The organism is Bacillus sp. LB7, assembly GCF_030449715.1.
Lineage (GTDB): Bacteria > Bacillota > Bacilli > Bacillales > Bacillaceae > Bacillus > Bacillus paralicheniformis.
Genome location: NZ_JASGCA010000008.1, coordinates 132,391 through 157,594, shown reverse-complemented (window position 1 = coordinate 157,594; position 25,204 = coordinate 132,391). Strand labels below are relative to the sequence as shown.

The following is a 25,204-nucleotide window of genomic DNA, read 5'->3' as shown; positions in this document are numbered from 1 at the left end:
ATCAATAAGTATTTATAATTTTTAGATAATTATTCGAAGATGCATGTTTATGAGAATAAAAGTTTGTATATTTGGACAAAGAAACACGGATTTAATCGAACAAAACATAAAAATGGAATTTAAAAAACATATTTTCAAATTAATTGGAAAAAATCCTGTCGTTTTGTAAAGGATAATGTTAGATTAATAGTATAAATTTACTAACGATTAGGAGGATCATGATGAGCACAGAGGATATGACAAAAGATACGTATGAAGTAAACAGTTCGACAATGGCTGTCCTGCCTCTGGGAGAGGGGGAGAAACCCGCCTCAAAAATACTCGAGACCGACAGGACTTTCCGCGTCAATATGAAGCCGTTTCAGATCATCGAAAGAAGCTGCCGCTATTTCGGATCGAGCTATGCGGGGAGAAAAGCGGGCACATATGAAGTCATTAAAGTTTCCCATAAACCGCCGATCATGGTGGATCACTCAAACAATATTTTTCTTTTTCCCACATTTTCCTCAACTCGTCCTCAGTGCGGGTGGCTTTCCCATGCGCATGTTCACGAGTTTTGCGCGGCAAAGTATGACAACACGTTTGTCACGTTTGTCAACGGGGAAACGCTGGAGCTGCCCGTATCCATCACATCTTTTGAAAACCAGGTTTACCGAACGGCATGGCTGAGAACAAAATTTATCGACCGGATTGAAGGGAACGCCATGCAGAAGAAACAGGAATTTATGCTCTATCCGAAGGAAGACAGGAATCAGCTGATATACGAATTCATCCTCAGGGAGCTGAAAAAGCGCTATTGATCGGGAGCGGCTTTGAATAAATAGTGCTCAAGAAGCTTGGATACCTGGTTGCGGATGCGGGGATTAAAATAGTTATGCTCTTCTTCGTATCCCTCATATATAAAGGAATACATCGTAAAGGCTTCATCCCGTGACACTTCATGCACCTTGATTTTCCGCCGGCGCAGTTCATTTTTTACGTCGTACAGATCGCGCTGGGCAAGCTTTAACGCCTGTTCGATCAGACGCTGATAAGGGTCTTTCAGCTTGAACGGCCCCTGCTGGATGATTTTCATGTCCCGGTTTAATATGCTGACGGTCATCGGGAGGTAAATTGCCTTTTCAATCATATCCCTGGCTTCGGCGGGAATTCTTGTCATGGCTTTTCTCCTCATTTCTTTTGTTGATAAGGAACGTTTGTTCTGTTTTTATTTTACACGAAAGACGGCCTTTTAATCAAGAACGGGAAAAAATGACTAAAATGATCAAGTTGTTTCAGACTAATACAGAAAACACCGAGACGGATGATTTAAAGTTTTTGATTTAAAGTGTAGAATAGAAGTAGACAACCGCCCTGAGGAGAATCAATGTTGGAGCAATTATTCAGCTATTTTACAGAAGAGAATTTAACAGAGTTTTTTCAGAGCTACAGGGCTTTTGGTCCTTTTGTAGCCGTACTGCTGCCGTTTATTGAAGCGCTGCTCCCGTTTTTACCCCTGCTCGTGTTTGTTGTCGCCAATGTAAATTCGTTCGGTTTATGGCAGGGGTTCCTGTTGACGTGGATCGGGGCATCTTTAGGCTCTATAGCGGTTTTTCTTTTTATCCGCCATTTCGGCCAGCAAAAAGCACTCGGTTTTATCCGCAGGCATCCATCCGTAAAAAAACTGATGATCTGGGTGGAAAAACGGGGCTTCGGTCCGCTGTTTCTCCTGCTTTGCTTTCCATTCACGCCTTCGGCGGCGGTAAATGTTGTGGCCGGACTTTCGAGAGTCAGCCTGCTGCCTTTTTCACTGGCGGTGCTTTGCGGCAAGTTCGTGATGATTTTTATGGTGAGCTTTGTCGGCCATGATCTGAAGGCGCTTTTTACCCAGCCTTTGCGGACAGCTGCCGTGATCATCGTCATGCTGATCTTATGGTACGCCGGAAAACGGGTTGAACATCGTCTGAACGTGAGATTCAGCCAGAGAGAGAAAGACTAGGGGGACACAGAATTGAAAAAGCGTTTTTTGGTCATAGCCGGGGTGCTGCTTGTCATCGTCATCGGGATTCAGGTCAAAAATGCCGTTTTCATTGAATATAAAGTAGAAGGCGTCAGCATGAATCCGACCTTTCAGGAGGGCAATGAACTTTTGATCAACAGGTTCGCCCACCACTTTAAAACGATCAGCCGATTTGACATCGTGCTGTTTAAAGGACCTGACAAAGATATATTCATTAAAAGGGTGATCGGGCTTCCGGGCGAAACCCTCCGGTATGAAGATGATCAGCTGTATATCAACGAAGAAAAGATCAAAGAGCCTTATCTGGACGATTTAAAAGCCGTCACTGCCGGAGGGGACTTGACAGGGGATTTTACGCTGAAGGAAGTGACCGGAGAAGAAAAGGTGCCTGAAAACGAGTACTTCGTCCTCGGGGACAACCGGATCCACAGCTTTGACAGCCGCCATTTCGGCTTTGTTTCAGACCGGGACATCGTCGGGATTGTGACGGAAAGAATTGATAAAAAGTGATTGGAGAATGCGGCGGAAAGCAAGCGGCCGGCCGAAAGGAATACGATTTCGCAGATGTCGTGTCCGAAAATGTCAATTTGCAGAACAGCATCAAAAAAGACGTATTCGCAAGAAAAGCCCTGGATTCCGGGCTTTTTTTCTTGCTATTTCAGTTTGATCGCATTGATTCGTTTTTGCAGCTTCGTTTTTTCGGCGGATGCTTTCAGCTTGCTGACCGCTGATTGTGCTGCCGATTTTGTTTTTTTCGTTCTCTTTTGTTCAGCCGTTTTAACTTTGGCTTTCGCCGCTGCCACTTTTTTGTTATAGGCTGCTGCGGCTTGCTTTTTTGCGGTGTTCAGCTTTTTTTGCAGATTTGATTTGTCTTTTCCGGCTGGCAGCTCATTGATCGCTTTTTGCGCTTTGCCAAGGTTTGAGTTTGTGGCCGCTTTTTCAGCTTTGGCAACGGCCTGCTTTGCGGTGTTCAAGAGGCTTGAGCGGACCGCGTTGACCCGTTTTTGCAAATTTGTTTTGAAAGTGCCGCTGTCGAGTTCATTGACCGCTTTTTGGGCTGCGTCGGCATTCGTTTTCTTTTTTTGCTTCTCTGCGAGTTTCACTTTGCTTTCGACTGTCTTTTTAAGCTGCTCTTTAACAGCATCGAGCCTCTTTTTTAAAGCGGTTTTATCGGCGTTTGCAGGCAGCGGTTCGATCGCTTTTTGCGCGGTTTGAATGTCCGCTTTTTTCTTTGTCTTTTCCGCTTGTCCGACTGCTTTTTGCGCTTTCTCCAACGGCTGTGTGATCTCTTTGAAGCGGATTAATCCGTAGCCGAACAAATGATCACGGCCGGGAGCGCCCAAGTCGCTTGTATAAATCTGCATTTTCTTGCGCAGCTCAGCATTTGAAGCGGTTGGGTACAGCTGTTTCAAAAGAGCAAACATTCCGGCGACGTGCGGCGTTGCCTGTGAAGTGCCGCTTCCGATTGCATAGCCGCGGTCGGAAGATGTACTGATAATCGATGTGCCGGGAGCGGCAAACTCGACGGCGCTGCCGGTGTTGGAAAATGAGGCGATCTGATTTTTTTCATTGGTGGCCGAGACGGCAATGACGCTGCTGTAGGCGGCCGGGTAATAAACGGATTTTTCGTTTCCGGCATTTCCGCTCGCGCCGACTAAAATCATTCCCCTTTTGTACGCTCTATCTACTGCATCGTGGAGAACTTGACTGTCGCCTGAAACGACGAGGCTCATATTGATGATATCGATTCCGTGCTGGATCGACCAATCGATGCCTTGTAAGATGCCTTTCAGATCCCCCGAACCATTCCGGTCCAGCGCTTTGACGGCATAGAGCTGCGCGCCGGGCGCGATGCCGTCGATCCCTCGTCCGTTATGCTTCGCTCCGATGATTCCGGCAACATGGGTTCCGTGGCCGTTATCATCACGGTATGAAGCGGTATAGCCGACCATCGATGCACCGCCTGCGATTGACAGCTCTTCATGGGGGGAAATCCCGCTGTCAATAATCGCAATTTTCACCTGTTTCCCGGTCAAACCTTTACTCCAAGCCAGTGCGGCTTGAATCGGCTTGATGTTCCACTGTGAAAACGCCGAGGCGGTTTGCGCTGTACTGCTGGAGACAGCTTTTAGAACGGTGCTGTCGGCAGCAGCTACCGGGAGGTTGTCTTCGACATACAGGACGTCGGGATCTTGTTCAAGTTCCCGCATTGTTTTGTCGTCCGCAGTGACAGCGGCTGCGGGAATGTGCCGGTAAACGTGTTTTACCGTGTCTGCTTGTTCGATGACGTTTTCTTTTCCGCTGGCATTTTTATATACGACAATGACTTCGTTTTCCTGCTTATTGCTTTCCGCTTGAATGCGGGGTGAATTTGCGAAAAAACCGACGAACATTGCAGCGGACACCGCGATTTTCCATAACTTTTTCATCCGGCTCTCCTCCTTATTTAGCGGCATTCGCTATATATATCGGAGAATTTTTGAATTTTCAAAGAGAAAAACGAGCTCCTGCGGGAAATAGCCGGCATAAAATTTTAAAAACGTAATATGCTCAAATGTGCGCTTTACATACGGGCGCCGGAGGTTTGAGATGAAAAGAAGGGGAGATGGGTTTCGATGAAAAAAAGTCTGGCTGCGTTTTGGAGTGTGTGTCTGGTTGTTCTCTTGTGTTTCATGACGAATGGAGTGGCTGTGCACGCCGAGGACCATTCGTACGACGGGAAAAGTCCTTACTATAATGATTGCGCTTCAAGCGGCTCGACAAAAGCAACGGCCAGGCTGATCGACTCAAGCAATAAACAATTCGGAATCGTAGAATTAAAATTCAGCAGTGTTTGTAAAACCGCTTGGGCTAAAATTACGCTTGATAAACCTGTGCTTTCAGGATGGGAGGCAAATGCGTACGTGAAGAGAAACACCGATGGGAAAGAACTGAACTGCGGTTCCTCTGGAGGAAACGGGAAAGTGCTGCCGGGGCAAACTTCCTGTTATACGCCGATGGTTTACGATCTTGATCCAAGATCAGCGTATGCGATGGGCAAATACTACAACCCGTCAACCGGCGCCTTAACCTACGCGTATACAAGTTCATATTAATTGAAAAGCCGGCACCTTCATTAAAGAGGGTGCTTTTTTGCTGCGGCTGGCCTGTTTTAAAAGGAGTCCTTTGACCTGTAATAATGATTGGACAGGCCGGTTTTAGAGAGGGATATGAATAAAGAACCATTACTATTAATTTATAGATTGGAAAAATTATAGTATGATGTTGGATAAAGAATATAAAATCGAATATCGGGAGAAAGGAGTCTTATATGAACAAAATCGCCGCGGAAGAAGTCGCCAACATGCTCAATACATGGTACCGCGCCATTAGAAGAAGCGATGCTGAACAGTCGATCAGGCTGTTTGAACAAATCAAACCGCTGCTGGCAGACATGGAGGAAGATCAGGAAGTTTTGATCTACTATTCCCTGCTGGAACTGCGGCATAAAATTATGCTCTACGATGCGAGAGGCAAAAAGATAGAGCAGCACGACGTAACGGCCGGCGACAGTGCTGCATCACATATGACATCCTATTACTACTACCTGTTTTCAGGAGCTTATGAAGTGTATAAAAAAAATTATGAGCAGGCGATCAGCTTCTATAAAATTGCCGAGAAGAAGCTTGCTCATGTACATGATGAAATTGAAGTTGCCCAATTTCACGATAAAGTCGGAAAGCTCTACTATTACCTGGGCCAGAATATCGTCTCTTTAAACCATACCCGGCAGGCGATGGAAATTTTCAAAGGACATGGCGACCATGACATGAACCTTGTCTCAACTTATATTACAATGGCCGGAAATTATACCGAGATGGGGAAATATACAGAGGCGGAAGAATATTTAACAGAAGCAATCCATACTGTCAGAAAAGCCGGCGACCATTTTAAAGAAATGCAGCTCCTTCATAATTTTGCCTTGCTTTATGCGGCGATGGACAAATCGGACAAGAGCATTCAATTTTTGGAAATCGTTTTGAATGATCATGCATATGCTGCATCGGATTATTATTTCAATGCCGTGTTTTTAATGATCAAAGAGCTGTTTAAAACCGGAGACTATGAACGCGCCGCAGCCTTTTACAAGCAAGGGAAGGAAAGATCGCAATCTGCGGCGAATGAAATATTTGACGCTAAAATCGATATTTTATATGCGGCTTATACAGGAGATGGTGAACAGGCGGTTAAAGTCTGCAAAGACAACATAGACATCCTGTTTCAAGCAAAGCAATACGACAGCGCCAGAGAACTTTCACTCTTAACGGCCAATGTTTACAGATCAAAGTCTCTTTATAAAGAGGCCGCACATTTCTTTTTGGAAGCGATTAAAGCGGAAGAAAAAATGAAAAAAGTGGAGGGAATGTGATGAAAAAACTGTTCATTGCTGCTGCGATTGCTGCCGTCGTATGTTCGGGATGGTTTGCGGCAGAGACTCATTCGCCATCCGGCGACATGCAGATTGCTGAAAAGATGGTCGGTTAAATCGGATACCCGGAATAATATTTAACATCCGCTCCTGAGCTATGGGGCGGGTTTTTTTGTAGAGAAATCTGATTTCTGATTTTTTAAAATATTGAAAACGTTTTCTCCGTTTGCTATGATGTCTTTAGTAAAGTTTAGTGAATATGGATTTTAAAGACAGGGCGGGATGAAAATGGCGACGATTAAAGACATTGCGCTTCAGGCTAAAGTATCAAGCACAACGGTTTCAAGGGTTTTGAACCATGACCAGTCATTAGCAGTGGCTCCTGAAACAAGGCAGCGGATTTTGGATATTGCAGACCGGCTCGGCTATAAGAGCCCGCGCAGGCGCCGCGACGTATATGTCTCAGAAAGCGGGGAAAGCCCGCGCATCGGCATTGTTGTCTGCCAATCACAGGAAGAAGAACTGAACGATCCATACTTTTATTCCATCAGGCAAGGAATTGAAAGCGAGTGTTTTGATAGAGGAGCGTTTATTACGAAGTTTATTCAGCTGAGCAGCATCCGCTCTAATCAGCCTGCAGGCGATATCGACGGCTTAATCGTCATCGGAAGGATCAATTTTGCCGGCTTGCAGCAGTGCATGGGGGCGCTCAACAACGTCGTGTACATCAACCATACTGATAATGAAGAACTGCGCGACTCGGTTGTCGTCGATTTTGAGAAGGCGACGGGGAGGGCGCTGAACCATTTGAAATCGCTCGGCTATACAAGGATCGGTTATATCGGCGGAAGAGAAAAAAAGCACTTTCGAATCAGCGATCAGGAAACAAACGCCATTGAAATCGAAGATAAACGGCTGACTGCGTTTCTGGAGATGGCCGGATCGGAAAACGCGAAGCATATTTATGTCGGCGAGTATTCGATGCAGCAAGGCTATGAGCTGATGAAAAAAGCGCTTCTTGAGAAAAACGTTCCCGAAGCTTTTTTTATCGCCAGCGATTCGATGGCCATCGGCGCGCTCCGGGCTCTTCGCGAATCGGGACTCAAGGTTCCCGAAGATGTTGCCATCGTCAGCTTCAACGGCATTGAAGCGTCCGAATTTGCTAATCCGCCATTGACTACCGTAAAGGTTCATACAGAAGAGATGGGCCGGACGGGTGTAAAACTGCTGCTCGACAGGATGAAAGGAAGGGAACTGCCGCTGAAAGTGACCATACCTTCAGAGCTGATTATTCGGGAAAGCTGCGGATTCAGTAAGCGGAGCTAATGGCAAGGATCAGGCGCTTTTCAAGGAGGTGAGGCGATCAGGTTTACTAAATTACAGTAAAAAATGAAAGCGCTTTTTACCCCTCGCCAAAATTTCATAATTGGAGTGAAATTGATGAAAAAAATCATTTTCTCTTTTATTCTTCTGATCATTTTGCCTGCACTAGCAGCGGGCTGCTCGGGAAAGAATGCCGGAAAGAACGGAGACGTCACGCTCACAATGTTTTCGACAATGACAAACGACAGTGAAAAAAACACGCTCAGAAGCATCGCAGATGATTTTGAAAAAGAAAATGAAGGCATCAAAATCGATATCAGCTTCCCCGGCCCGGACTATGAAAATATGCTGCGCGTCAAAATGGCGGCAAATGACATGCCTGACTTGTTCGATACGCACGGCTGGGCGAAGATCCGCTACGGGGAATACACCGCAGATTTAAAAGACATGGATTGGGTGAAGCATCTCGACCCAAACCTCGATCCGATTTTGAAGGATGAAAAAGGAAAAGTATATGCCTACCCTTTCAATCAGGCAAAAGACGGAATCGTCTACAATGCCGGTTTGTTGAAGAAATACGGCCTCAAGCCCCCGCACACGTTGGACGAACTGATGCACGCGCTGGAAACGATCAAAGAAAAAAGCAATGGGAATGTCATTCCTTTTTGGTTCGCCGGTTCAGATAAAGGCGCTTTAGCTCAGTTTTATGATCAGTTTGCCACCCCGCTTCTCATCACAGATGATCGCCGCAATGAAAAAAAAGCTTTGGAAAACGGCACATTCGACTGGTCCGACTACACACTTCTCGCAGAAACCTTTAAAGAAATGCAGGAAAAGCAATTGATCAATAAAGATATCCTGACGGCAAAACCGTCGCAATTGGTCGAACTAATGGCACAAGAAAAAATCGGCTTTACCCTCTCAGTCACATCGATCGGCCCTGATACGAGAGAAGTCAACCCCGATATCCAGTTAGGCGTGATGCCGACGCCAGCCGTTTTTGAAGGCGACAAACCGAGCTGGATTGGAGGAGAGCGTCATACCGTTGCTGTCTGGAAAGACTCAGAACACCTCGAAGAAGCAAAGCGGTTTATCGAATTTGCCGCACAGCCCAAATATGCGAAAAAGATCACCGAAGCCACCTCATTTCCTCAAGCGTTAACCAACACAGAAGCAGAAAACTACTATTCTAAGTTTTATGATCAATATAAAGAAATCGAAATCGAACCGTACTTTGACCGCGTCTATCTCCCGAGCGGAATGTGGGACGTCATGGGGACGACGGGACAGGAACTTTTGGCCGGTACGTTAACGCCGAAGCAGGTATCGGAAAAAATGAAACAGGAATACAGCAGATTACAAGAACAATAGAAAGGATCGTTATCATCATGATGAAAAAAGAAGGGTGAAATGATGAGCGAATTAGCTAAAGAAAAAAGTCTGACTATTGCGGAAAATAGAAGGGGATTTGTGAGAAAAAATGGATCGCTCTGGTGGATGTATCTTCCCGCCTTAGCGCTTGTATCCATCTTTATAATTTATCCGTTTGCGAGCGGCATTAAAATCACGTTTACGAACTGGAACGGTTTTTCACAGTCGTATGACTGGATCGGCTTTGCCCAATATAAACGGATGCTGGCCGACCCGGCCACATGGCTTGTCGTCAGAAACACCCTCCTGTATGGACTGGGCAGTACGATTTTGCAAAATGTCATCGGTCTTCTCTATGCCCTCCTGCTGTTTAAAAGCATCAGAATGAAAGCGTTGACACGTACGGTTGTCTATTTGCCCGTCATCATCAGCCCGCTGATCATGGGGTATATCTGGTATTTTTTCTTCTCCTATGAAGGAGGCGCCTTGAACGATGTGCTGAAATTATTCGGGGCAGGTCCTGTAAACGCCTTGAGCAGCCCGGAAATCAATCCGTGGATTATTGTATTTGTCAATTCGTACCAGTTTGTCGGTGTTGCGATGGTCATTTATTTAGCAGGTCTCGGAAGCATTCCGAAAGATTTTTATGAAGCAGCGCAAATCGATGGAGCAAGCGGTTTTCAGCAGTTTTGGAAGATTACGCTGCCGCTGTTGATGCCTTCTGTCACAATCAATATGGTCATCAATATCATCGGCGGACTGAAGCTGTTTGATGTCATTTTAGCGCTGACAGGAGGCGGTCCGGGAAATGCTTCGCAATCGATGTCGACTTTTATGTATGATTTGTATTTTAAAAGGCAGGATGCCGGCTATGCAGCCGCTCAGGGGGTTTTCATGGCGGCGTTGATACTGCTGATCAGCTTTACGGCTCTTATTTATTTTAAGCGCAAGGAGGTCGAAGCCTAGATGAATCACCAAGAGAAAAAGAAGCGGGCGCTGTGGACGGCCCTGGCGGCATGCATTACCATTTTCCACCTGATTCCGTTTTATATTTTGCTGACGACCGCGCTGAAAGCAAAGGGGGATTTCAGCTCGAAATGGAAGTTCCCTGACGAAATCAGCCTCGGTAATTTCGCAGAAGCATGGGATAAAGCAGGTCTGGCCGGCTCGTTTTTCAATACCGCTGCGATCACTCTTGCTTCGGCGGCTCTGTTGATTGTGATCGGCTCTCTGGCGGCCTATCCCCTCGCCAGGCGCAGAACAAAGCTCAATCAAGCCGTATACTTCCTGTTTATTGGCATTATGATCATTCCGCCGCTGACATCCATGGTTCCTTTATACAAAATGGTGGTGGAATTCGGCATGCTGAATACGCTCGAGATCGCGATATTGAATAATACGGCGGCTTATATGCCCTTGACGATTTTTTTGTATGCCGGATTTATCCGCTCGACGATTCCGAAAGAGCTTGAAGAGGCGGCGAGAATCGACGGGGCGAGCACGGCGGGCATTTTCTTCAGAATCGTCTTTCCTTTATTAAAGCCGGTGACTGCGACGATTTGCATTATTGCCTGTGTATTCATTTGGAACGACTATCAGTTTTCGATCTTTTTCCTTCAAGACAAAAGTGTGCAGACTTTGACTGTGGCGATTGCCGGATTTTTTGGGCAAAATGCGAACAACCTGCACTTGGTGGCTGCAGCTTCGCTGATGGCGATGCTGCCGATGACGATTCTATTTTTATTCCTGCAAAAGTACTTTATAAAAGGATTATCAGCAGGAGCGCTAAAAGGTTAGCGGAAATTTCACGGGGAAAGGAAGATATGAATGACTAAAATTGCTTTTATCGGAGCCGGAAGCACGATTTTTGCGAAAAATGTGCTGGGGGACTGTCTGATGGTTCCGGCGGTCAACGGATTTGAATTTGCTTTGTATGATATCGATCCGAAGCGCCTCAAAGAATCTAAAGACATGCTTGAGCATTTAAAAAACCGCTATAATAACAAGGTATCGATCCGTGCTTATGACGATAGAAAAGAAGCTTTGGCGGGGGCGAAATATGTGATCAATGCCATTCAGGTCGGCGGCTATAAACCGGGCACAGTCATCGATTTTGAGATCCCGAAAATGTACGGCCTCAAGCAGACGATTGCCGATACGGTCGGAATCGGCGGGATATTCAGGGCGCTGCGGACGATACCCGTTTTATTGGATATGGCAAAAGACATCGAAAGCGCGGCGCCCGACGCCTGGCTCTTAAATTACACAAACCCGATGGCTTCTTTAACCGGTGCGCTTCTTCGCTACACGGACGTGAAAACGGTCGGTCTTTGCCACAGCGTACAAGTATGCACAAAAGACCTTTTCAAATCCCTCGGCATGAAGCATGAACGAATCGAAGAAAGAATCGCCGGCATTAATCATATGGCTTGGCTTCTTGAAGTCAAGCAAGACGGAAAAGACTTGTATCCAGAAATCAAAAAACGGGCAAAAGAAAAACAGAAAATGAAACATGATGACATGGTCAGATTTGAACTGATGGATAAATTCGGCTACTATGTGACCGAATCGTCCGAACATAATGCGGAGTACCACCCTTATTTCATCAAAAGCCATTATCCCGAACTGATTGAAGAGCTGAATATTCCGATTGATGAATACTTGAGAAGGTGCGAGAAGCAGATTCAAAACTGGGAAAAGATGCGCGGCGAAATCGTCGGTAACCGGAACTTAACCCACGAGCGGTCAAACGAATACGGCTCAAGAATCATCGAAGCGATGGAAACCGGACAGCCGTTTACATTCGGCGGAAATGTCTTGAATAAAGGATTGATTACAAACCTTCCCGAAAAAGCCGTCGTTGAAGTGACGTGCGTCGCTGAGCGGAACCGGATCACTCCGTGCGCCGCGGGCGAGCTGCCTGAACAGCTGGCGGCTTTAAACCGCACCAATATCAATACACAGCTGTTAACGATTGAAGCGGCAATAACAAAAAGAAAAGAGCACATTTACCATGCTGCATTACTTGATCCGCATACGGCTGCGGAATTATCGATGGATGATATCGTAAGCATGTGCGATGAATTGATCGAAGCACACGGCGACTGGCTGCCGGAATTTGAATAAAAAAATAAAGCCCGAGCGAAGGAATCAGCCTTCAGCTCGGGCTTTTTTCAGGCGGGGGTGTGAATATTTTTCCGACTTTTGATGAAGCAATCGGAAGAATGGAGGAAGCATCGCGATTACGAGCACGACCCGCAACACTTGGACGGCGACGACGAACGTAGAGTCGGCGTGAAGCGTGACAGATGTTGTCGCCATTTCCGCGATTCCCCCCGGAGCAAACGCCAATATGGCCGTTGTCAGCGAAATGCCTGCCGCTTTAGCGGTGACGGCGGCGCTTAAAATCATCGCAATGATCAGTCCGACGGAGCTGGCAAGTGCGACGATCAGCGTTTTTCTGACACCGATAAACATTTCTTTGCTGATTTTTGAACCGATCGTCGCGCCGAGACAAATTTGCGACAGCACTGAAAAGCCGTGGGGCCACCAGGCTGTTGCGCTGAGCCCGGTCATTGAAGCGCCTGCGATTTGCAGAACGGCCGCACCGGTCATGCTTCCGAGCAGCCATGGCGCCGGAAACCGCAGTGCTTTCATCGCTTTGCATACCCCGAATCCGCCCAGCACGATCAGCGCAGTCCATGCGAGATGAGGCGCTTCAAATGCCGATGTTCCCGCGGCGATCACTTGACTGCCGGCAGCATGGGCGTCAGGCTGCTTCGCATTTATGAAAAAAACGAAAAAGGGAATGGTCATGACGACCAGAAGCACACGTATCATCTGTACGAGACTGACGATTGCCGTGTTCGCTCCCACTTCCTGAGCGATGCCCGGCATCGCGGAAAGCCCGCCGGGGGCCGTTCCCACAAAACTCGTCAGCATATCGGTCTTGCTGAACCTCCACAAGACAAAGCCCGACAGCATGGCGAACACGACGGAAAGGAGGAGCATAATGCCGACAATCAGCCAATTTTCCTTAAAGATCGAAATCACGGACATGTTGATTTTCTGGCCGAGCTCAATTCCCAATAGCATTTGGCCGAACTGAAGCCAGCCATGATGGATGCCGTTTTGTCTGACAGCAGCCTTTAACGGTGACAGGCGAAACAGCGACAGACAAGCAGCTGCAGTCATTGTGCCGACCATCCAGCCGATCGTCATGCCGGTCAATGAGAGAAGAAATCCCCCAAAGCTGCTGATTAATATCAATAATATATCCCGAAGGAAATCTCTTTTTTCCCTCAAATGAAAAACCTTCTTCCTGATTACTGCAATCATTTTGTTCACTAAGTAAAATATTTCTCTATATCACTATATAATAATTTTAGTGATTGGTAAAATACGAATTTATTTAAAAGATTAATAAGAAAAACTGATCGTTCATTTTTGAACATAACAGATCGAACATATGAATACATTAAATTAGATTCGATCATAAATAGAGGTGAACCGATATGAAACATTCCAAGGAATCATTCACCAAAGTCAAATCGTATCGTCCGTTTCACAGCGCTTTTGATCCGTGTCCTCCGATCGGTAAAAAATACTACAGAACCCCTCCAAATCTATATCTAGGTTTTCAGCCCCGCGGCCTTCCGCAGTTTTCCCCGATGGAGGCGCTGCAAAAAGGGACGCTTTGGCCCGTATTTTACGATCATTATGAAAATCCGTATGAAGATGGGAGGTAAGGGGGGTGACGAACTCTTTACCGCAAGACTATTATCAAAGGCTCCATGAAATTCAGGCCGTCGATTTTGTCATCGTTGAGCTGATGCTTTATCTTGACACACATCCCGATGATACCGACGCCATCAGACAATACAACCAGTATGCTGGATATTCAAGAAAACTGAAAGCGAAGTTTGAATCAAAATACGGCCCTTTGACGCAAGGGAGCCCGGATCAGACGGAATCCTATTGGAGTTGGAAAAGAAGTCCTTGGCCGTGGCAAGTTTAATAGAGGAAGGGAGTCAGGTTCATGTGGCTTTATGAGAAAAAACTGCAGTATCCTGTTAGGGTGAGAGAATGCAATCCGAGACTTGCCAAATTTTTGATCGAGCAATACGGCGGAGCGGACGGCGAATTGGCTGCGGCACTCCGCTATTTGAACCAGCGCTACAGCATACCTGATAAAGTCGTCGGACTGCTGACGGACATCGGTACGGAAGAGTTTGCTCACCTTGAAATGATTGCGACGATGGTATATAAATTAACAAAAGACGCGACACCCGAACAGATGAAGGAAGCCGGTCTCGGCGATCATTACGCAGACCATGACAAAGCCCTGTTTTACCATAACGCTGCCGGCGTTCCATTCACCGCTACATACATCCAGGCAAAAGGCGATCCGATTGCCGATTTATATGAAGATATAGCGGCTGAAGAAAAAGCGAGGGCTACGTATCAATGGCTGATTGACATGTCGGATGATCCTGATTTAAATGACGGGCTGGCGTTTTTACGGGAAAGGGAAATCATTCATTCACAACGCTTCCGCGAAGCTGTCGAAATTTTGAAGGAAGAGCGCGACCGTAAAAAAGTATTTTAAACAGCAAAAAGCCGAAAATACGATTGATATTTTCGGCTTTTTATTTATTGCACAGGGCTCGCAAGCAGCTCTTCTGCGCGGTCGCGCAGCACATACTTTTGGACTTTTCCGGATGCGGTCAGCGGGTATTCGTCGACCAGAAATACGTACTCCGGAATTTTGTAATACGAAAGCTGTCCTTTGCAAAAATCTCTGACCTCTTTAAACGTCAGCTTTTTGCCCGGCTGGCATTTAATAAAGGCCGCCGTTTTTTCCCCGTACTTTTCATCAGGAACGCCGACAACCTGTACATCGACAATATCCTCATGTTCATAAAGGAATTCCTCTATTTCACGCGGGTATATGTTTTCACCGCCGCGGACGATCATATCTTTTAAACGCCCGGTAATCCTTACGTATCCGTCCCGGTCCATTTCGGCCAAATCGCCGGTATGGAGCCAGCCGTCTTCATCAATGGCCTTTTTGGTGGCTTCGTCCATTTTATAGTATCCCTTCATGACGAGGTATCCTCTTGTGCACAGTTCGCCTTGCTCATCCGGGCCGAGCGTTTCCCCCGTATCAGGATCGACGATTTTCATTTCTACATGCGGATGCACTTTACCGACGGTTTCAACGCGGCGTTCGATCGTGTCGGTGACCGTTGTTTGCGTAATCACGGGTGAAGACTCCGTTTGTCCGTATGCGATTGTGATATTCGTCATATTCATTTGCTTCATCACTTTTTTCATGACTTCTTTAGGACACGGGGAGCCTGCCATGATTCCGGTCCGCAAAGAAGATAGGTCATAGTTTGCGAAATCGGGGTGGGTGAGCTCGGCGATAAACATTGTCGGCACACCCTGCAGTCCTGTACAGCGCTCTTTTTCGACCGTTTGCAGGACGATGTCCGGTTTGAATTCGATGATCGGCAGCATGGCCGCGCCTGACGCGACACAGGCAAGCGTGCTTAGCACACAGCCGAAGCAGTGAAACAGAGGAACCGGAATACACAGCCTGTCTTCGCTCGTCAGCCCCATTCTGTCGGCAACGATCGCCGCATTATTGACGATATTGTAGTGAGTCAGCATAACACCTTTTGGAAAGCCGGTTGTTCCCGATGTATACTGCATATTGATCACATCATCGTGTGTGAGTGACTGCTCTCTTTCGAAAAGGTCGGCATCAGAGACCGTTTCGCCCAGTTTGGCGATGTCGGCAAAAGCCGTCATATGTTCAGGGATTTTATTCTTGCCAAGGTAGACGAGATTTTTCAGCTTCGGCAGCTTTTCCGGATTTTTCTTGATCTCGTCGACCATATCGATATAGGATGTCCCTTTGTAGCCGTCCATTAGAAAGAGGGTGGTGGAATCGGAATGTACCAATAAGTACTCAAGTTCTCTCGCCTGATAGCTTGTATTGACGGTGACGAGCACAGCGCCGATTCTCGCCGTCGCAAACTGGAGCAGAATCCATTCCGGAATATTGGATGCCCAGATGGCGACATGCTCTCCTTTTTGAATGCCGAGCGCGAGCAGCCCTTTTGCAATTTTAGAAGTTTCTTCAACAAGCTCCTGATACGAATATCTTAAATCGAGCTCAGAATATACAACCGCTTCATGATTCGGAAACCGGCCGGCGGTTGATTTTAAAAGCCCGCCGATCGTTTGTTTTTTTAATGTAATCATAATGCCTCCTTGCCTCCCGAATAAAAACTGTTTCTATTATAGCACTTTGTTCTAATACCAGGTACTAAAAAGGGTTAGTTTTTTCTTAGCCGGGAAGATAATGTTAACACTGTTCGATATTGTGCAATCCCGCTGGCAGCCACGATTCCTGCAATGGCAAGAAAAAGCGCTGCCCCGCCGAACTTGATGAACATCATCCCGCCTATAAAAGGACCGATTGTCCGGGAAATATCCCAATGCAGGCCGAAAAATGCAAAATATCTGCCCCGCATATGATCGGGAGCAAGGCGCGAGACAAAGGTTTGCATGTGATTCAGCAGCATGCTTTCTGCCGCCGTAAATAAAACGGCAGTCGAGAGCAGCCAAAAGATCGATGATGAAAAAGCGAAACCAATCGCTGCCACAGCGTAGCATACGTATGATATGGAAACGACCGTTTTGATGTTCAGTCCTTCCGTCCATTTGACGAGCGGAATTTGCATCGTAATGCTAAGAAGGGCGCGGCACACTGTATAAACAGTCAAGGTGAATAGGAAATCTTCAAAAAGAGTTTCGAGATAAAGGCGGTAGTTTGACTCCAGCTGAGCATAGAACAGGCTGACGGGGACCGACAAGAACATCAAGGACAGAACCGGACGGTGCTGAAGAAATACCTTTTTTGCGGAAAGAAGTTTTTCCCTCTCTAAAATCTCCTTTTGCCTTTTTGACCGCCATACCTCGGGCATTTTAAAATAAACAGCAAGCCAATAGAGAAAAAATGCACATGCCTGAAAGCCGAACATCAGGCTTGGCTGATAGGAATAGACTGCAAGGCCGGCGGCCGGACCGACCGCGGCGCCCAACCCTTCAATGGCATGAAGGACAGCGAACGCTTCAGAGCGACGCCCGCTTTCGGTGCTGTCCGTTATCTGGGCCCGCTGTGCAGGGATGTACAAAGCTCCCCCGATACCGTTCAGTACATAAAAAAAAGCGAACAGCCAAATGTGATCCGCCATCATAAAACCGGCGGCAGAGACGGTCTGAAAGGCGAGCGCTGCCAGGATGACCTTCCGTCTTCCGATCCGGTCCGTCAGTCCTCCTGCGGCCAGCGTCACCGCGACCTCCGTCAGCGGTCTTGCCCCGATGACGAGCATAACCGGCAATATGCCGGTTCCAAGCACATCATACAGATAAAAAAGGAGGAAAGGGGCCAGCATGGCTCCCGTTATTCCGGTCAGGAACTCTCCGAAGAAGCAAATCAGCACGGGGGAACCGTACCTTTGTTTTAAACGGTTCATATCATTTCCTCCTTCAACATAGCAGTGCAATTAGTGTAAAATGTAAAATCATCAGTAAAAAGGACAGAAAACCAGGGGAGAAATTTCCCCTTTTAAAAAGCGGGGGATAACGGAAATGAAATCGATCGAACATTACATGGAACTCACCGCGGCAATTAAATGCGAAAGCGAAGGGGAGGCAGAAGAGATTTCAGTTAATGAAATCGCGGATATTCTGTATTGCACACCGAGGAACGCAAAACTGATTTTAGCGAAACTTGAAGGTTTGCAGTGGATTGCTTGGAAAAGGGGAAGGGGGAGAGGAAACAAATCAGAAATCCGCTTTTTAAAAGAACCTTGTGAACTGCTGCTTGAAACGGCGAAAAATGATACGAAAGAAGGGAAAATCGACCGGGCGAGACACCTTCTCGAAGCATATCAGCATTCGTGTCCGGGCGCATTGCCTTCATATAAAGAGTGGCTCGAGCGCGTTTTCGGCTTTCAGACCGAATCGGAGGGCAGCAGGCAAAAAGATGTGCTGAGGCTCATGACCGCGATGGAGCCGGATCATTTTAAGCGTCTTGATCCGCGCCGTATTTATCTGCGTTCAGAGAGCCATATCGTGAAGCAGGTATGTGATACATTGATCCGTTTTAATGAAAAGGAAGGAGGTTTTATGCCGCATCTTGCCCATCACTGGGAATGTGACGCTGACCAAAAAACGTGGACGTTCTATTTGAGGAAAGGGATCTATTTCCATGATGGCTCAACATTGACAGCCGAAGATGTTAAATACTCGTTTGAGCGTTTTAAGCTGGATGATGAAAATAAATGCAAATGGCTCGCAGAGGATATCGAAAACGTTGCCGTCAGGGATGAATATAGCTTTGATATTTGTTTAAAGGCGAAAAACTCGCTGTTTTTGCATCATCTTTGCGATGAAAGGCTGTCTATTTTAAACCGCCATCAGAATGACGGGCTGTTGATCGGGACGGGTCCTTTCAGACTTGTCCGCCGGGATGACCGGATTCTCGCGCTTGAAGCGCATGAGCGATATTTTCAAGGGCGGGCTTTTTTAGACCGGATCGAACTATGGTATATGGATGGCAATTTTTCTTTTGTCGACTACGGTTTTTATATGGAAAAAGAAGAACAAAGCCGGGTTTTCGATGAATGGCACGAGGAAAGGAATGTTCAGTACCTCTCGTTGAATGCAAACAAATCGGGGCCTCTCAAACATAAGGCGTTCAGAAAGGCTTTGCGGCAAATCATTTCTCCTTCAGATATGGTCAGTGAATTAGCCGGACAACGGACGGCTCCGGCGGGTGGCTTTCTAAACAAGGGTCTTCCGCCTGAATCCGGGGACGACGACATCGGCAAGCTGCTCACGGAAGGCGATTACAAAGACGATCCGCTTCTGCTTTATACGTTTTCCGAACCGGATCACCGGGAGGATGCGTCATGGATCCAAAAGAGGTGTAGGCGGTACGGCATCGCACTAGAGGTTTGTTATATGAAAGCGGATGAGCTCATGAAGGAAGAAGTGATCGCAAAAGCCGATTTGATTCACGACAGTGCGACATTCGGGCGTTCGGAAGAAATGAGCTGGCTTCACCTCCTTTTAACGGAAAACAGCTTTTTACATGTCCATTTGCCGGGGGAATGGCAGAGGAAATCCGCCTTGATGAGGGATGAGCTTCGTTTCATCGATGAGCATTCCAAGCGGATCAGCTTTCTTTGTGAGGCGGACCGCGCTTTGACAGAAGATGTTTACACGATTCCGCTTTATCAAAACAATATTCGCGTCAAAGCGGGGGAAGCCATTCAAGGCATTGCGCTTAACGAAGAAGGATGGATTGATTTTTACGGCATCTGGTACAAAAAAGAGGCTCTTCTGTAAGAGCCTCTCCATTGGGTTTCTTAATGACCGGAATGTCCTCCATCCGCTGATTTAATTTCCAGTATGTCATCAAGAATGCCTTGCGTTCGAAATGAAATCTCATTTTCTGATCCGAGAATGAATGCATGGTTGTAAGGGCCGTCCTGCGGTCTGTCCCGAAAAGAAGGCTCGATCTCGGATAAATAGCTGTACATCGTACTGTCCGCCTGTCCATTTTTGAGTAAAAGCAGGGGCGCGTGTTTTCCCAAATGGGAAAATGGCGCTCCGGCAAGCGCCAGCTCGGGCGCAGACGTTGATGCGAACGACAGTCCGTGTCCCGGATCTGTGATTCCCCACCCAAAACCGGTGTTTTTATCGCTGAATTTCGCAAACGCAATCGAATTTGCGACAGGAGTATCTCCGGAAATTCTTTTGACTGTTCCGTATTCCTTTAATGCATCCTCCGTTTTTTCCGATATGGCTTTTTTAGGGCCGAGAATATAGATGTTTGCTTTGCCGTCCCTTTTCTTTAATGCTTCGGCCGTCTCTTTGGGAATGCCTTTTTTGTTCACGTACAGGATCGGCTCAGGCATGTGGGCGATCCAGTTTACAGCCGGGAGCGAATAAAGTTCCGCATCTTCCTCAGATGATCCGATGATAACGCTTTTCGGATACTCATCGGCTGCATCCGCGTATTCTTTGTCAATCTCTTTTGCCAGATCAGCCGCGTTCTTCCCTTTCAGCTCTTTTATTTTAAAAGAGTTCAAAGCTTGAAGCGCTTTTGAATCGAATTCTCCGACAGCCATGATTTGCGTTCCGTCTGAAGTGCCCGTCGGGTTCAAGCGCTTGATTTCGTTCTGAATCTGCCCGGAGATTTTCCCTTTTTCCGCGATTAAAACAGGTCCGTTATTCGGGTGATGGATCAGATCAGCTGATGCAAGAGCTGCCTGCCATGATCCGCCCGAAACTAAAATCACTGCGCCCGGCCTGTTTTGTTTATGCGTGGCCGGCCATATCGTTTGAGAGGTTTTGATGCTCATTTCTTCCGGGGTATTCGCGTCAAGTCTTGTCGTGTTCTTTGTGTTTTTTACCAGAAGCCCTTCTTCCGCCCGCTTATTGAAATCATTCGGAAGAGAAGCGGCGTCTTTTTCTTTCATCTCCGAATGATTCTTCGTATGCTGCTCCTCATGTCCGCCCGTGTTTCCCGAGCCGGAATTTTGGCATGCTGCGAGCGGAAGCGCGAAAACAAGCATGACAAAAAGTAAACCGGATTTCAATTTCATGGTGTTTTCCTCCTTTTTGGTTCAGATTACTGAGTAGTATACCCGGGAAATGTGCAAAACTGGTGCAGACATCTCGACATTTGTTACACATTAGAAGGCAGCGTGATGATAAATTCGCTTCCTTTCGGGGTTCTGTTTTTCACTGCAATCTGCCCGCCGTGAAGCTCGATGATTTCTTTCACGATGGCCAGGCCCAGCCCGGTACCGCCGGTTTGTCTGGATCTCGACTTATCGACCCGGTAAAAGCGCTCAAAAATATAATCCCGTTCTTCTTCCGGAATGCCGCAGCCTTCGTCCGCTACCGTAATCTTGACCTGGTCCTCTGCTTTTGCTGCGGTGACGACCGCTGTTGAATCAGGATCGGAGTATTGGCGGGCGTTGTTCAGCAAATTTGAGATCACTTGTGAAAAACGGACTTCATCGACTGAGACGTAAAGAGCCGCCGGGATGTCGAATGAAAGTCTGATTCGTTTTTCCGAAAAAGCTACCGCCGCTTTCTGAACTTCTTTTTTTATGAATGTGTGCAGGTGAACCTGTTTCTTACTAATTTGAAATCCGGGCTGTTTCAGTTTTGTCAGCAAAAATAAATCGTCAACAAGGGTGTTTAAATTGTCCGCTTCCTCTTTGATGATCGACAAGTACTGATTTCTGGCTTGTTGATCGAGTTTATCTCTCATCGCGACATCTGTGTAACCTTTTATATATGTAATTGGAGTCCGGAGCTCATGAGCGACGCTTGACAGAAAATCGTTTCGTTCTTTTTGAAGCCTGCTGAGATTTGAAGAAAGGCTTTCGATCGATGCGGCGAGCTCGCCGAGTTCATCGTTCCTTTTGATATCAAGCGGAATCGAAGCTTGACCGTTTTTGATGCCTTCGGTTGCCTCCTTCAGTTTAATAATCGGCTTCGCTAATACACGGCTGAACCAAAGAATAGCTGCGGCCGTTAAGACGCCGGTTACGCCGAAGCTGAGGAAAAACCGCTTCGTAATGCTTGCCACCAAGGATTTTATCGAGGAGGTCTCCAAATACATGAAGACGTAGCCGGCCGTTTCCCGCCCGTTCATGATCGGACTGATCGTACAAATGTACTTTGATGTATTCCAATGGGACGATAAAGCGGCCCCTTTCCTCGGGATGTTTTTTTCTTCGAAATGAAGGTGTTCCGTCATGTCTCCCGGGGCAGACTGCGCCAATACGCGTCTATTATGGTCCGTTATGATCACGTTTGTCCGGGCTTCGGTTTCCATCAGGGTGACGTGGTCTATCGTCCTTTTGTCAAAATGTTTTTCGAGGACGTCTCTGTGGCTGTTGCCCCTTAGTTGGAGCGCGCGGATTTCTTCGTTTATTCTTGTGTTGATAATCGTTGTAGACAGCGCCGCAAAAAGGATGGCTTCGATGAAAAGGATTAAAATGAAAAATGAACCTGCGAGCTTAAATGAAATCTTTTTCATGCACCGGTTCCTTTGCTTGTCCATTTGTAGCCGACGCCGTAGACGGTCCGGAGATGATCTTCAACCGGAAAGCCCGCTTTTTTCAATCGGTTTCGCAAATTTCTCATGTGCGAATCGATGGTTCGGGGCTCGATATCAGAGTTGAACCCCCAGATGTTCTCAATCAATTGGTCTCTCGAAAGCGCTTGATCCGTGTGGTTTAAGAGCGTTCCGAGCAGATCGAATTCACTTGGCGTAATGCCGATTTCCCGTTGATTGACATGCAAGGTATGATGCTGTTTATTCCAGATTAAACCGCGGAACCGGATTTCATGAAACCGGCGGGTTCTGCGCAGGACGGCTTCTATTCTGGCAAGCAGCACTTTTTCGCTGAACGGTTTTGTTAAATAATCGTCTGCGCCGCAGTTCAGTCCGCGCACAATGTCATCCTGCCCGTTTTTAGCGGTGAGCATGATAATCGGAACGCTTGTCAATCTTCGGATCTCTTGGCAAACCATCCATCCGTCCATCTCAGGCATCATAATATCGAGAATAACAAGATCAAAATGGCTCATTTTTATTAAATCCAGGGCTTCTTTTCCGGTGGCGGCTTTTGTGCATGAATAATGTTCTAAATAAAGCTCCAGCAGATCGAGCATCCGGATTTCATCATCGACAAGCAGCACGTTCAATGTTTTAGCACCTCTTTAGTCAAAATAAAAGTCCGCTACTTAAAAAAATATACCCTATAAGGGTATATTGATCAAGGCGGGAGGAACGGGATCACCTCTTTGACAAGAAGTATAAAAACCAGACTGCATGGTTTTGTTCGTCAGCTGCCGCGCGCTTGAACGCCTCCCGTATCGCCCGGTCTTTCACATAGTCTGCGATGTCCAAATAAAAATCAACCGTTTCTTGTTCGTCTTTAAATGCGGACTCCAGCGCGTTTCGATACTGTTCCGGACAAGGCTCAGTTATGGAAATGTCAGGCTTTCGGCCGGTAAGAGACGTATAAAATGTTAGGAACGCATTAAAGTGGCGGATTTCGTCTTGCCTGATTTCTAAAATCTGCTTTTTTGTTTCGGAATCCGGCGCCTTTTGGGCGATTTTTTCATAGCAGACGACCGCGCTGTGCTCTCCGTTTATCGCTTTTTCAAGATCTTTGATCAGTCTGTTGTTTTGCCTAAGGGGATAGGCGTGATGATACGGCTGAACATACCACATGTTTTTCACCTCAACACTTTATATTTGACGTCCTGCCATTATATGTATGTGATCGCTTGCATGTGCCTATGGTAAAGTTTGAGCCTCGAACATGTGTCAAAATGATGTGCGGTGAGTACAATCTATTTTAAAAAAATGAAGTTTGACGTAAAATGGTTGTTAGTGCCGAATTGGTGATATACATATCAAAATGGAGTGAGACTATTGAAAAAGGTAATATTGAGGGCCGTGGCCGTCTTGATGTCGGTTGTGTTGTTCGCCGGCTGCCAGGCGGAAAAAGGGGGATCAGCCAAGGGGAAGTCTGAAAAAGTTCAAATTACGGTTTCCGCGGCTGCGAGTCTCAAAGATGTATTAGCGGAACTTTCCTCTGTATTTGAGAAAGATCATCCGAATGTCTCCATAAAGTTTAATTTTGGTTCATCGGGTGCATTGCAGCAGCAGATCGAACAGGGCGCTCCGGCTGATTTGTTTTTTTCTGCCGCTGAAGACAAATTTAATAGAGTAGTTGATCAAGGCTTAATTGACAAAAAAGACTCTGTCAAGCTGGTCGAAAACAGTCTGGTGCTGATTGTTCCGAAAGGGAAAAATCAGCATGTCAACAGCTTCAAAGATTTGGCGGATGACAAAGTCGAAAAGCTTGCGGTCGGCAAACCCGAATCAGTGCCTGCCGGAAAATATGCAAAAGAAACGTTGACGAACCTTGACGTATGGTCTAAAGTGCAATCTAAACTCGTCTACTGCAAAGATGTAAGGCAGGTCCTTTCTTATATCGAAACAGGCAACGCGGATGCCGGAATTGTTTACCGGACGGATGCCCTTTCATCAGATCAGGTCGAGACCATAGAGACGGCAAAAAGCGATCTGCATACACCGATTGTCTATCCGCTCGGAATTGTAAAAAATACAAAGTACAGGGAACAGTCTGAGGAATTTTATCAATTCCTGCAAAGCGACCAAGCCGTCAAGGCGATGGAAAAGTACGGATTTAAGAAGGGCTGATCGCCGTTATGCTTGAGGAATTCTTTTCCCCAATTGAAATTTCGATTCAAGTATCAGCTGCAGCGGGCATCATCGCTGTTTTGCTTGGAACTGCTGCAGCGAGGCTCCTGGCGAATCGAAACTTTAAAGGCAAGTCCGTTATCGAGACGGTGATGATGCTGCCGCTCGTACTGCCGCCGACCGTTGTCGGATTCTTTTTAATCGTGATCTTCGGAAGGCAGAGCGTGATCGGACGCTTGATAGAAAACGTATTTCAAGCACCGGTTATTTTCACCTGGTGGGCAGCCGTGATCGCCGCTGCGGTTGTCGCGTTCCCGTTAATGTATCAGTCAGCAAAATCAGGATTTTTGGCTGTCGACCGCGACATCGAGGATGCCGCGAGGGTTGATGGAGCAAGCGAGTGGAGGGTGTTCCTTTTTGTCACCGTTCCCCTTGCATCAAATGGAATCATGACGGGGGTTGTGCTCAGCTTTGCGAGGGCGCTTGGCGAGTTTGGCGCAACGCTGATGTTTGCGGGTATCATCCCGGGGGTGACGCAGACGGTGCCGACGGCGATATACTTGGCGATCGATTCGGGAAATATGACGCTGGCATGGATGTGGGTCGTCTCTATCGCGATCATCTCGTTTTTGATGCTGTTTTTTGTGCAGTTCAAGCAAAAATAGCCGTATGGGGTGCAAGTGCTCATACGGTTTTTTCCCAGTTTTGGAGAATGGTTATTTTGCAGATGTTTCGATAGAATAAAGAGTAAGAAACAGAA

Annotated in this window: 26 protein-coding genes; 17 read left to right on the top strand and 9 right to left on the bottom strand. The window is 46.8% G+C overall.

All coding sequences use genetic code 11. From position 1 onward, the window contains the following. Positions 1-221: 221 nt before the first annotated feature. On the top strand, positions 222-800 hold the full coding sequence (locus QMZ64_RS12735) for a competence protein ComK (RefSeq protein ID WP_026579946.1): 579 nt from the start codon (positions 222-224) through the stop codon (positions 798-800). Here QMZ64_RS12735 and QMZ64_RS12730 read toward each other — a convergent pair. After that, entirely contained in the window at positions 794-1,159 is a 366-nt protein-coding gene (locus QMZ64_RS12730) for a YhjD family protein (protein ID WP_265627420.1), read from the bottom strand. The two genes, QMZ64_RS12735 and QMZ64_RS12730, sit on opposite strands and share 7 nt — an antisense overlap. 207 nt (positions 1,160-1,366) lie before the next feature. Between QMZ64_RS12730 and QMZ64_RS12725 the strand changes: the two genes are divergently transcribed. Both QMZ64_RS12725 and lepB read left to right on the top strand, forming a co-directional pair. Further along, complete coding sequence (locus tag QMZ64_RS12725) at positions 1,367-1,978, top strand: TVP38/TMEM64 family protein (RefSeq protein WP_043927307.1); 612 nt, start codon at positions 1,367-1,369, stop codon at positions 1,976-1,978. A 12-nt stretch (positions 1,979-1,990) separates the two neighbouring features. Continuing rightward, positions 1,991-2,509, top strand: coding sequence for a signal peptidase I (lepB, locus tag QMZ64_RS12720; protein WP_128822839.1), 519 nt, complete (start codon positions 1,991-1,993; stop codon positions 2,507-2,509). A 143-nt stretch (positions 2,510-2,652) separates the two neighbouring features. Here the strand turns inward: lepB and QMZ64_RS12715 are convergent, their stop codons facing one another. Continuing rightward, the gene (locus tag QMZ64_RS12715; RefSeq protein ID WP_265627417.1) at positions 2,653-4,428 is read right to left on the bottom strand and encodes a S8 family peptidase; all 1,776 of its coding nucleotides are present in this window, start codon (positions 4,426-4,428) and stop codon (positions 2,653-2,655) included. A gap of 186 nt (positions 4,429-4,614) precedes the next feature. Here QMZ64_RS12715 and QMZ64_RS12710 point away from each other — a divergent pair, with 186 nt between their 5' ends. From QMZ64_RS12710 to melA, 8 genes are all read left to right on the top strand, one after another. Next, a complete protein-coding gene (locus QMZ64_RS12710) occupies positions 4,615-5,094 on the top strand; it encodes a DUF2690 domain-containing protein (protein WP_409365397.1) in 480 nt (159 codons plus the stop codon). Between the two features lie 215 nt (positions 5,095-5,309). Beyond that, positions 5,310-6,407 carry a Rap family tetratricopeptide repeat protein gene (locus QMZ64_RS12705; protein ID WP_265627415.1) on the top strand — a complete coding sequence of 366 codons (1,098 nt, stop codon included), beginning with the start codon at positions 5,310-5,312 and terminating at the stop codon, positions 6,405-6,407. Continuing rightward, entirely contained in the window at positions 6,407-6,523 is a 117-nt protein-coding gene (locus tag QMZ64_RS12700) for a phosphatase (RefSeq protein ID WP_265627413.1), read from the top strand. Before QMZ64_RS12705 ends, QMZ64_RS12700 begins: the two co-directional genes overlap by 1 nt. A gap of 172 nt (positions 6,524-6,695) precedes the next feature. Then, a complete protein-coding gene (locus tag QMZ64_RS12695; RefSeq protein ID WP_265627412.1) occupies positions 6,696-7,733 on the top strand; it encodes a LacI family DNA-binding transcriptional regulator in 1,038 nt (345 codons plus the stop codon). Positions 7,734-7,847: 114 nt separating this feature from the next. Next, positions 7,848-9,101: an ABC transporter substrate-binding protein gene (locus QMZ64_RS12690; protein WP_265627410.1), complete on the top strand. Its 1,254-nt coding sequence runs from the start codon at positions 7,848-7,850 to the stop codon at positions 9,099-9,101. A 42-nt stretch (positions 9,102-9,143) separates the two neighbouring features. Next, positions 9,144-10,067, top strand: coding sequence for a carbohydrate ABC transporter permease (locus QMZ64_RS12685; protein ID WP_301441349.1), 924 nt, complete (start codon positions 9,144-9,146; stop codon positions 10,065-10,067). Then, positions 10,068-10,898: a carbohydrate ABC transporter permease gene (locus tag QMZ64_RS12680; RefSeq protein ID WP_243939506.1), complete on the top strand. Its 831-nt coding sequence runs from the start codon at positions 10,068-10,070 to the stop codon at positions 10,896-10,898. A 30-nt stretch (positions 10,899-10,928) separates the two neighbouring features. Next, entirely contained in the window at positions 10,929-12,227 is a 1,299-nt protein-coding gene (melA, locus tag QMZ64_RS12675; protein WP_265627406.1) for an alpha-galactosidase MelA, read from the top strand. 24 nt (positions 12,228-12,251) lie between these two features. Here the strand turns inward: melA and QMZ64_RS12670 are convergent, their stop codons facing one another. Then, positions 12,252-13,406 carry an AbrB family transcriptional regulator gene (locus QMZ64_RS12670; RefSeq protein WP_265627405.1) on the bottom strand — a complete coding sequence of 385 codons (1,155 nt, stop codon included), beginning with the start codon at positions 13,404-13,406 and terminating at the stop codon, positions 12,252-12,254. Between the two features lie 209 nt (positions 13,407-13,615). On the opposite strand from QMZ64_RS12670, the gene QMZ64_RS12665 reads away from it, so the two are divergent. Genes QMZ64_RS12665 through QMZ64_RS12655 form a run of 3 tightly spaced genes read left to right on the top strand, consistent with a single transcriptional unit; the run spans position 13,616 to position 14,709 of the window. Next, positions 13,616-13,849, top strand: a complete 234-nt coding sequence (locus QMZ64_RS12665; protein WP_152847512.1) for a spore coat associated protein CotJA — start codon at positions 13,616-13,618, stop codon at positions 13,847-13,849. 5 nt (positions 13,850-13,854) lie between these two features. Further along, entirely contained in the window at positions 13,855-14,118 is a 264-nt protein-coding gene (locus QMZ64_RS12660) for a spore coat protein CotJB (RefSeq protein WP_145653642.1), read from the top strand. Between the two features lie 21 nt (positions 14,119-14,139). Continuing rightward, positions 14,140-14,709, top strand: a complete 570-nt coding sequence (locus QMZ64_RS12655; protein WP_243939509.1) for a manganese catalase family protein — start codon at positions 14,140-14,142, stop codon at positions 14,707-14,709. Between the two features lie 44 nt (positions 14,710-14,753). On the opposite strand, the gene QMZ64_RS12650 is transcribed toward QMZ64_RS12655, so the two are convergent. Together QMZ64_RS12650 and QMZ64_RS12645 are read right to left on the bottom strand one after the other, a co-directional pair. After that, positions 14,754-16,373, bottom strand: a complete 1,620-nt coding sequence (locus QMZ64_RS12650) for an AMP-binding protein (protein ID WP_265627403.1) — start codon at positions 16,371-16,373, stop codon at positions 14,754-14,756. A 74-nt stretch (positions 16,374-16,447) separates the two neighbouring features. Beyond that, positions 16,448-17,650 (bottom strand): MDR family MFS transporter, encoded by a 1,203-nt coding sequence (locus QMZ64_RS12645; RefSeq protein WP_301441342.1) that lies wholly within the window; start codon positions 17,648-17,650, stop codon positions 16,448-16,450. Positions 17,651-17,765: 115 nt separating this feature from the next. Here QMZ64_RS12645 and QMZ64_RS12640 point away from each other — a divergent pair, with 115 nt between their 5' ends. Further along, positions 17,766-19,529 carry an ABC transporter substrate-binding protein gene (locus QMZ64_RS12640; RefSeq protein WP_301441341.1) on the top strand — a complete coding sequence of 588 codons (1,764 nt, stop codon included), beginning with the start codon at positions 17,766-17,768 and terminating at the stop codon, positions 19,527-19,529. A gap of 20 nt (positions 19,530-19,549) precedes the next feature. Here the strand turns inward: QMZ64_RS12640 and QMZ64_RS12635 are convergent, their stop codons facing one another. The 4 genes from QMZ64_RS12635 to QMZ64_RS12620 all read right to left on the bottom strand — a co-directional run bounded on the left by QMZ64_RS12635 (position 19,550) and on the right by QMZ64_RS12620 (position 23,445). Next, entirely contained in the window at positions 19,550-20,791 is a 1,242-nt protein-coding gene (locus tag QMZ64_RS12635) for a cell wall-binding repeat-containing protein (RefSeq protein ID WP_265627400.1), read from the bottom strand. Between the two features lie 83 nt (positions 20,792-20,874). After that, the gene (locus QMZ64_RS12630) at positions 20,875-22,242 is read right to left on the bottom strand and encodes a HAMP domain-containing sensor histidine kinase (protein WP_265627398.1); all 1,368 of its coding nucleotides are present in this window, start codon (positions 22,240-22,242) and stop codon (positions 20,875-20,877) included. Continuing rightward, complete coding sequence (locus tag QMZ64_RS12625; protein ID WP_265627837.1) at positions 22,239-22,880, bottom strand: response regulator transcription factor; 642 nt, start codon at positions 22,878-22,880, stop codon at positions 22,239-22,241. Before QMZ64_RS12625 ends, QMZ64_RS12630 begins: the two co-directional genes overlap by 4 nt. 124 nt (positions 22,881-23,004) lie before the next feature. Next, positions 23,005-23,445, bottom strand: a complete 441-nt coding sequence (locus QMZ64_RS12620; protein ID WP_301441339.1) for a ferritin-like domain-containing protein — start codon at positions 23,443-23,445, stop codon at positions 23,005-23,007. A 240-nt stretch (positions 23,446-23,685) separates the two neighbouring features. Here QMZ64_RS12620 and modA point away from each other — a divergent pair, with 240 nt between their 5' ends. Continuing rightward, positions 23,686-24,444: a molybdate ABC transporter substrate-binding protein gene (gene modA / locus QMZ64_RS12615; protein WP_301441348.1), complete on the top strand. Its 759-nt coding sequence runs from the start codon at positions 23,686-23,688 to the stop codon at positions 24,442-24,444. 8 nt (positions 24,445-24,452) lie between these two features. Continuing rightward, a complete protein-coding gene (gene modB / locus QMZ64_RS12610; RefSeq protein WP_243939524.1) occupies positions 24,453-25,109 on the top strand; it encodes a molybdate ABC transporter permease subunit in 657 nt (218 codons plus the stop codon). Positions 25,110-25,204 lie beyond the last annotated feature (95 nt).

What these genes read in the sequence shown, in the direction of transcription:
- QMZ64_RS12620 (WP_301441339.1), bottom strand. Translation starts at nt 23,445, where the DNA reads ATGTGGTATGTTCAGCCGTATCATCACGCCTATCCCCTTAGGCAAAAC.
- QMZ64_RS12700 (WP_265627413.1), top strand. Translation starts at nt 6,407, where the DNA reads ATGAAAAAACTGTTCATTGCTGCTGCGATTGCTGCCGTCGTATGTTCG.
- QMZ64_RS12640 (WP_301441341.1), top strand. Translation starts at nt 17,766, where the DNA reads ATGAAATCGATCGAACATTACATGGAACTCACCGCGGCAATTAAATGC.
- QMZ64_RS12685 (WP_301441349.1), top strand. Translation starts at nt 9,144, where the DNA reads ATGAGCGAATTAGCTAAAGAAAAAAGTCTGACTATTGCGGAAAATAGA.
- QMZ64_RS12665 (WP_152847512.1), top strand. Translation starts at nt 13,616, where the DNA reads ATGAAACATTCCAAGGAATCATTCACCAAAGTCAAATCGTATCGTCCG.
- QMZ64_RS12645 (WP_301441342.1), bottom strand. Translation starts at nt 17,650, where the DNA reads ATGAACCGTTTAAAACAAAGGTACGGTTCCCCCGTGCTGATTTGCTTC.
- QMZ64_RS12695 (WP_265627412.1), top strand. Translation starts at nt 6,696, where the DNA reads ATGGCGACGATTAAAGACATTGCGCTTCAGGCTAAAGTATCAAGCACA.
- QMZ64_RS12680 (WP_243939506.1), top strand. Translation starts at nt 10,068, where the DNA reads ATGAATCACCAAGAGAAAAAGAAGCGGGCGCTGTGGACGGCCCTGGCG.
- modA (WP_301441348.1), top strand. Translation starts at nt 23,686, where the DNA reads ATGTCGGTTGTGTTGTTCGCCGGCTGCCAGGCGGAAAAAGGGGGATCA.
- QMZ64_RS12715 (WP_265627417.1), bottom strand. Translation starts at nt 4,428, where the DNA reads ATGAAAAAGTTATGGAAAATCGCGGTGTCCGCTGCAATGTTCGTCGGT.
- QMZ64_RS12655 (WP_243939509.1), top strand. Translation starts at nt 14,140, where the DNA reads ATGTGGCTTTATGAGAAAAAACTGCAGTATCCTGTTAGGGTGAGAGAA.
- QMZ64_RS12705 (WP_265627415.1), top strand. Translation starts at nt 5,310, where the DNA reads ATGAACAAAATCGCCGCGGAAGAAGTCGCCAACATGCTCAATACATGG.
- QMZ64_RS12635 (WP_265627400.1), bottom strand. Translation starts at nt 20,791, where the DNA reads ATGAAATTGAAATCCGGTTTACTTTTTGTCATGCTTGTTTTCGCGCTT.
- QMZ64_RS12735 (WP_026579946.1), top strand. Translation starts at nt 222, where the DNA reads ATGAGCACAGAGGATATGACAAAAGATACGTATGAAGTAAACAGTTCG.
- QMZ64_RS12690 (WP_265627410.1), top strand. Translation starts at nt 7,848, where the DNA reads ATGAAAAAAATCATTTTCTCTTTTATTCTTCTGATCATTTTGCCTGCA.
- QMZ64_RS12625 (WP_265627837.1), bottom strand. Translation starts at nt 22,880, where the DNA reads ATGCTCGATCTGCTGGAGCTTTATTTAGAACATTATTCATGCACAAAA.
- QMZ64_RS12725 (WP_043927307.1), top strand. Translation starts at nt 1,367, where the DNA reads ATGTTGGAGCAATTATTCAGCTATTTTACAGAAGAGAATTTAACAGAG.
- QMZ64_RS12730 (WP_265627420.1), bottom strand. Translation starts at nt 1,159, where the DNA reads ATGACAAGAATTCCCGCCGAAGCCAGGGATATGATTGAAAAGGCAATT.
- QMZ64_RS12650 (WP_265627403.1), bottom strand. Translation starts at nt 16,373, where the DNA reads ATGATTACATTAAAAAAACAAACGATCGGCGGGCTTTTAAAATCAACC.
- QMZ64_RS12630 (WP_265627398.1), bottom strand. Translation starts at nt 22,242, where the DNA reads ATGAAAAAGATTTCATTTAAGCTCGCAGGTTCATTTTTCATTTTAATC.
- modB (WP_243939524.1), top strand. Translation starts at nt 24,453, where the DNA reads ATGCTTGAGGAATTCTTTTCCCCAATTGAAATTTCGATTCAAGTATCA.
- melA (WP_265627406.1), top strand. Translation starts at nt 10,929, where the DNA reads ATGACTAAAATTGCTTTTATCGGAGCCGGAAGCACGATTTTTGCGAAA.
- QMZ64_RS12710 (WP_409365397.1), top strand. Translation starts at nt 4,615, where the DNA reads ATGAAAAAAAGTCTGGCTGCGTTTTGGAGTGTGTGTCTGGTTGTTCTC.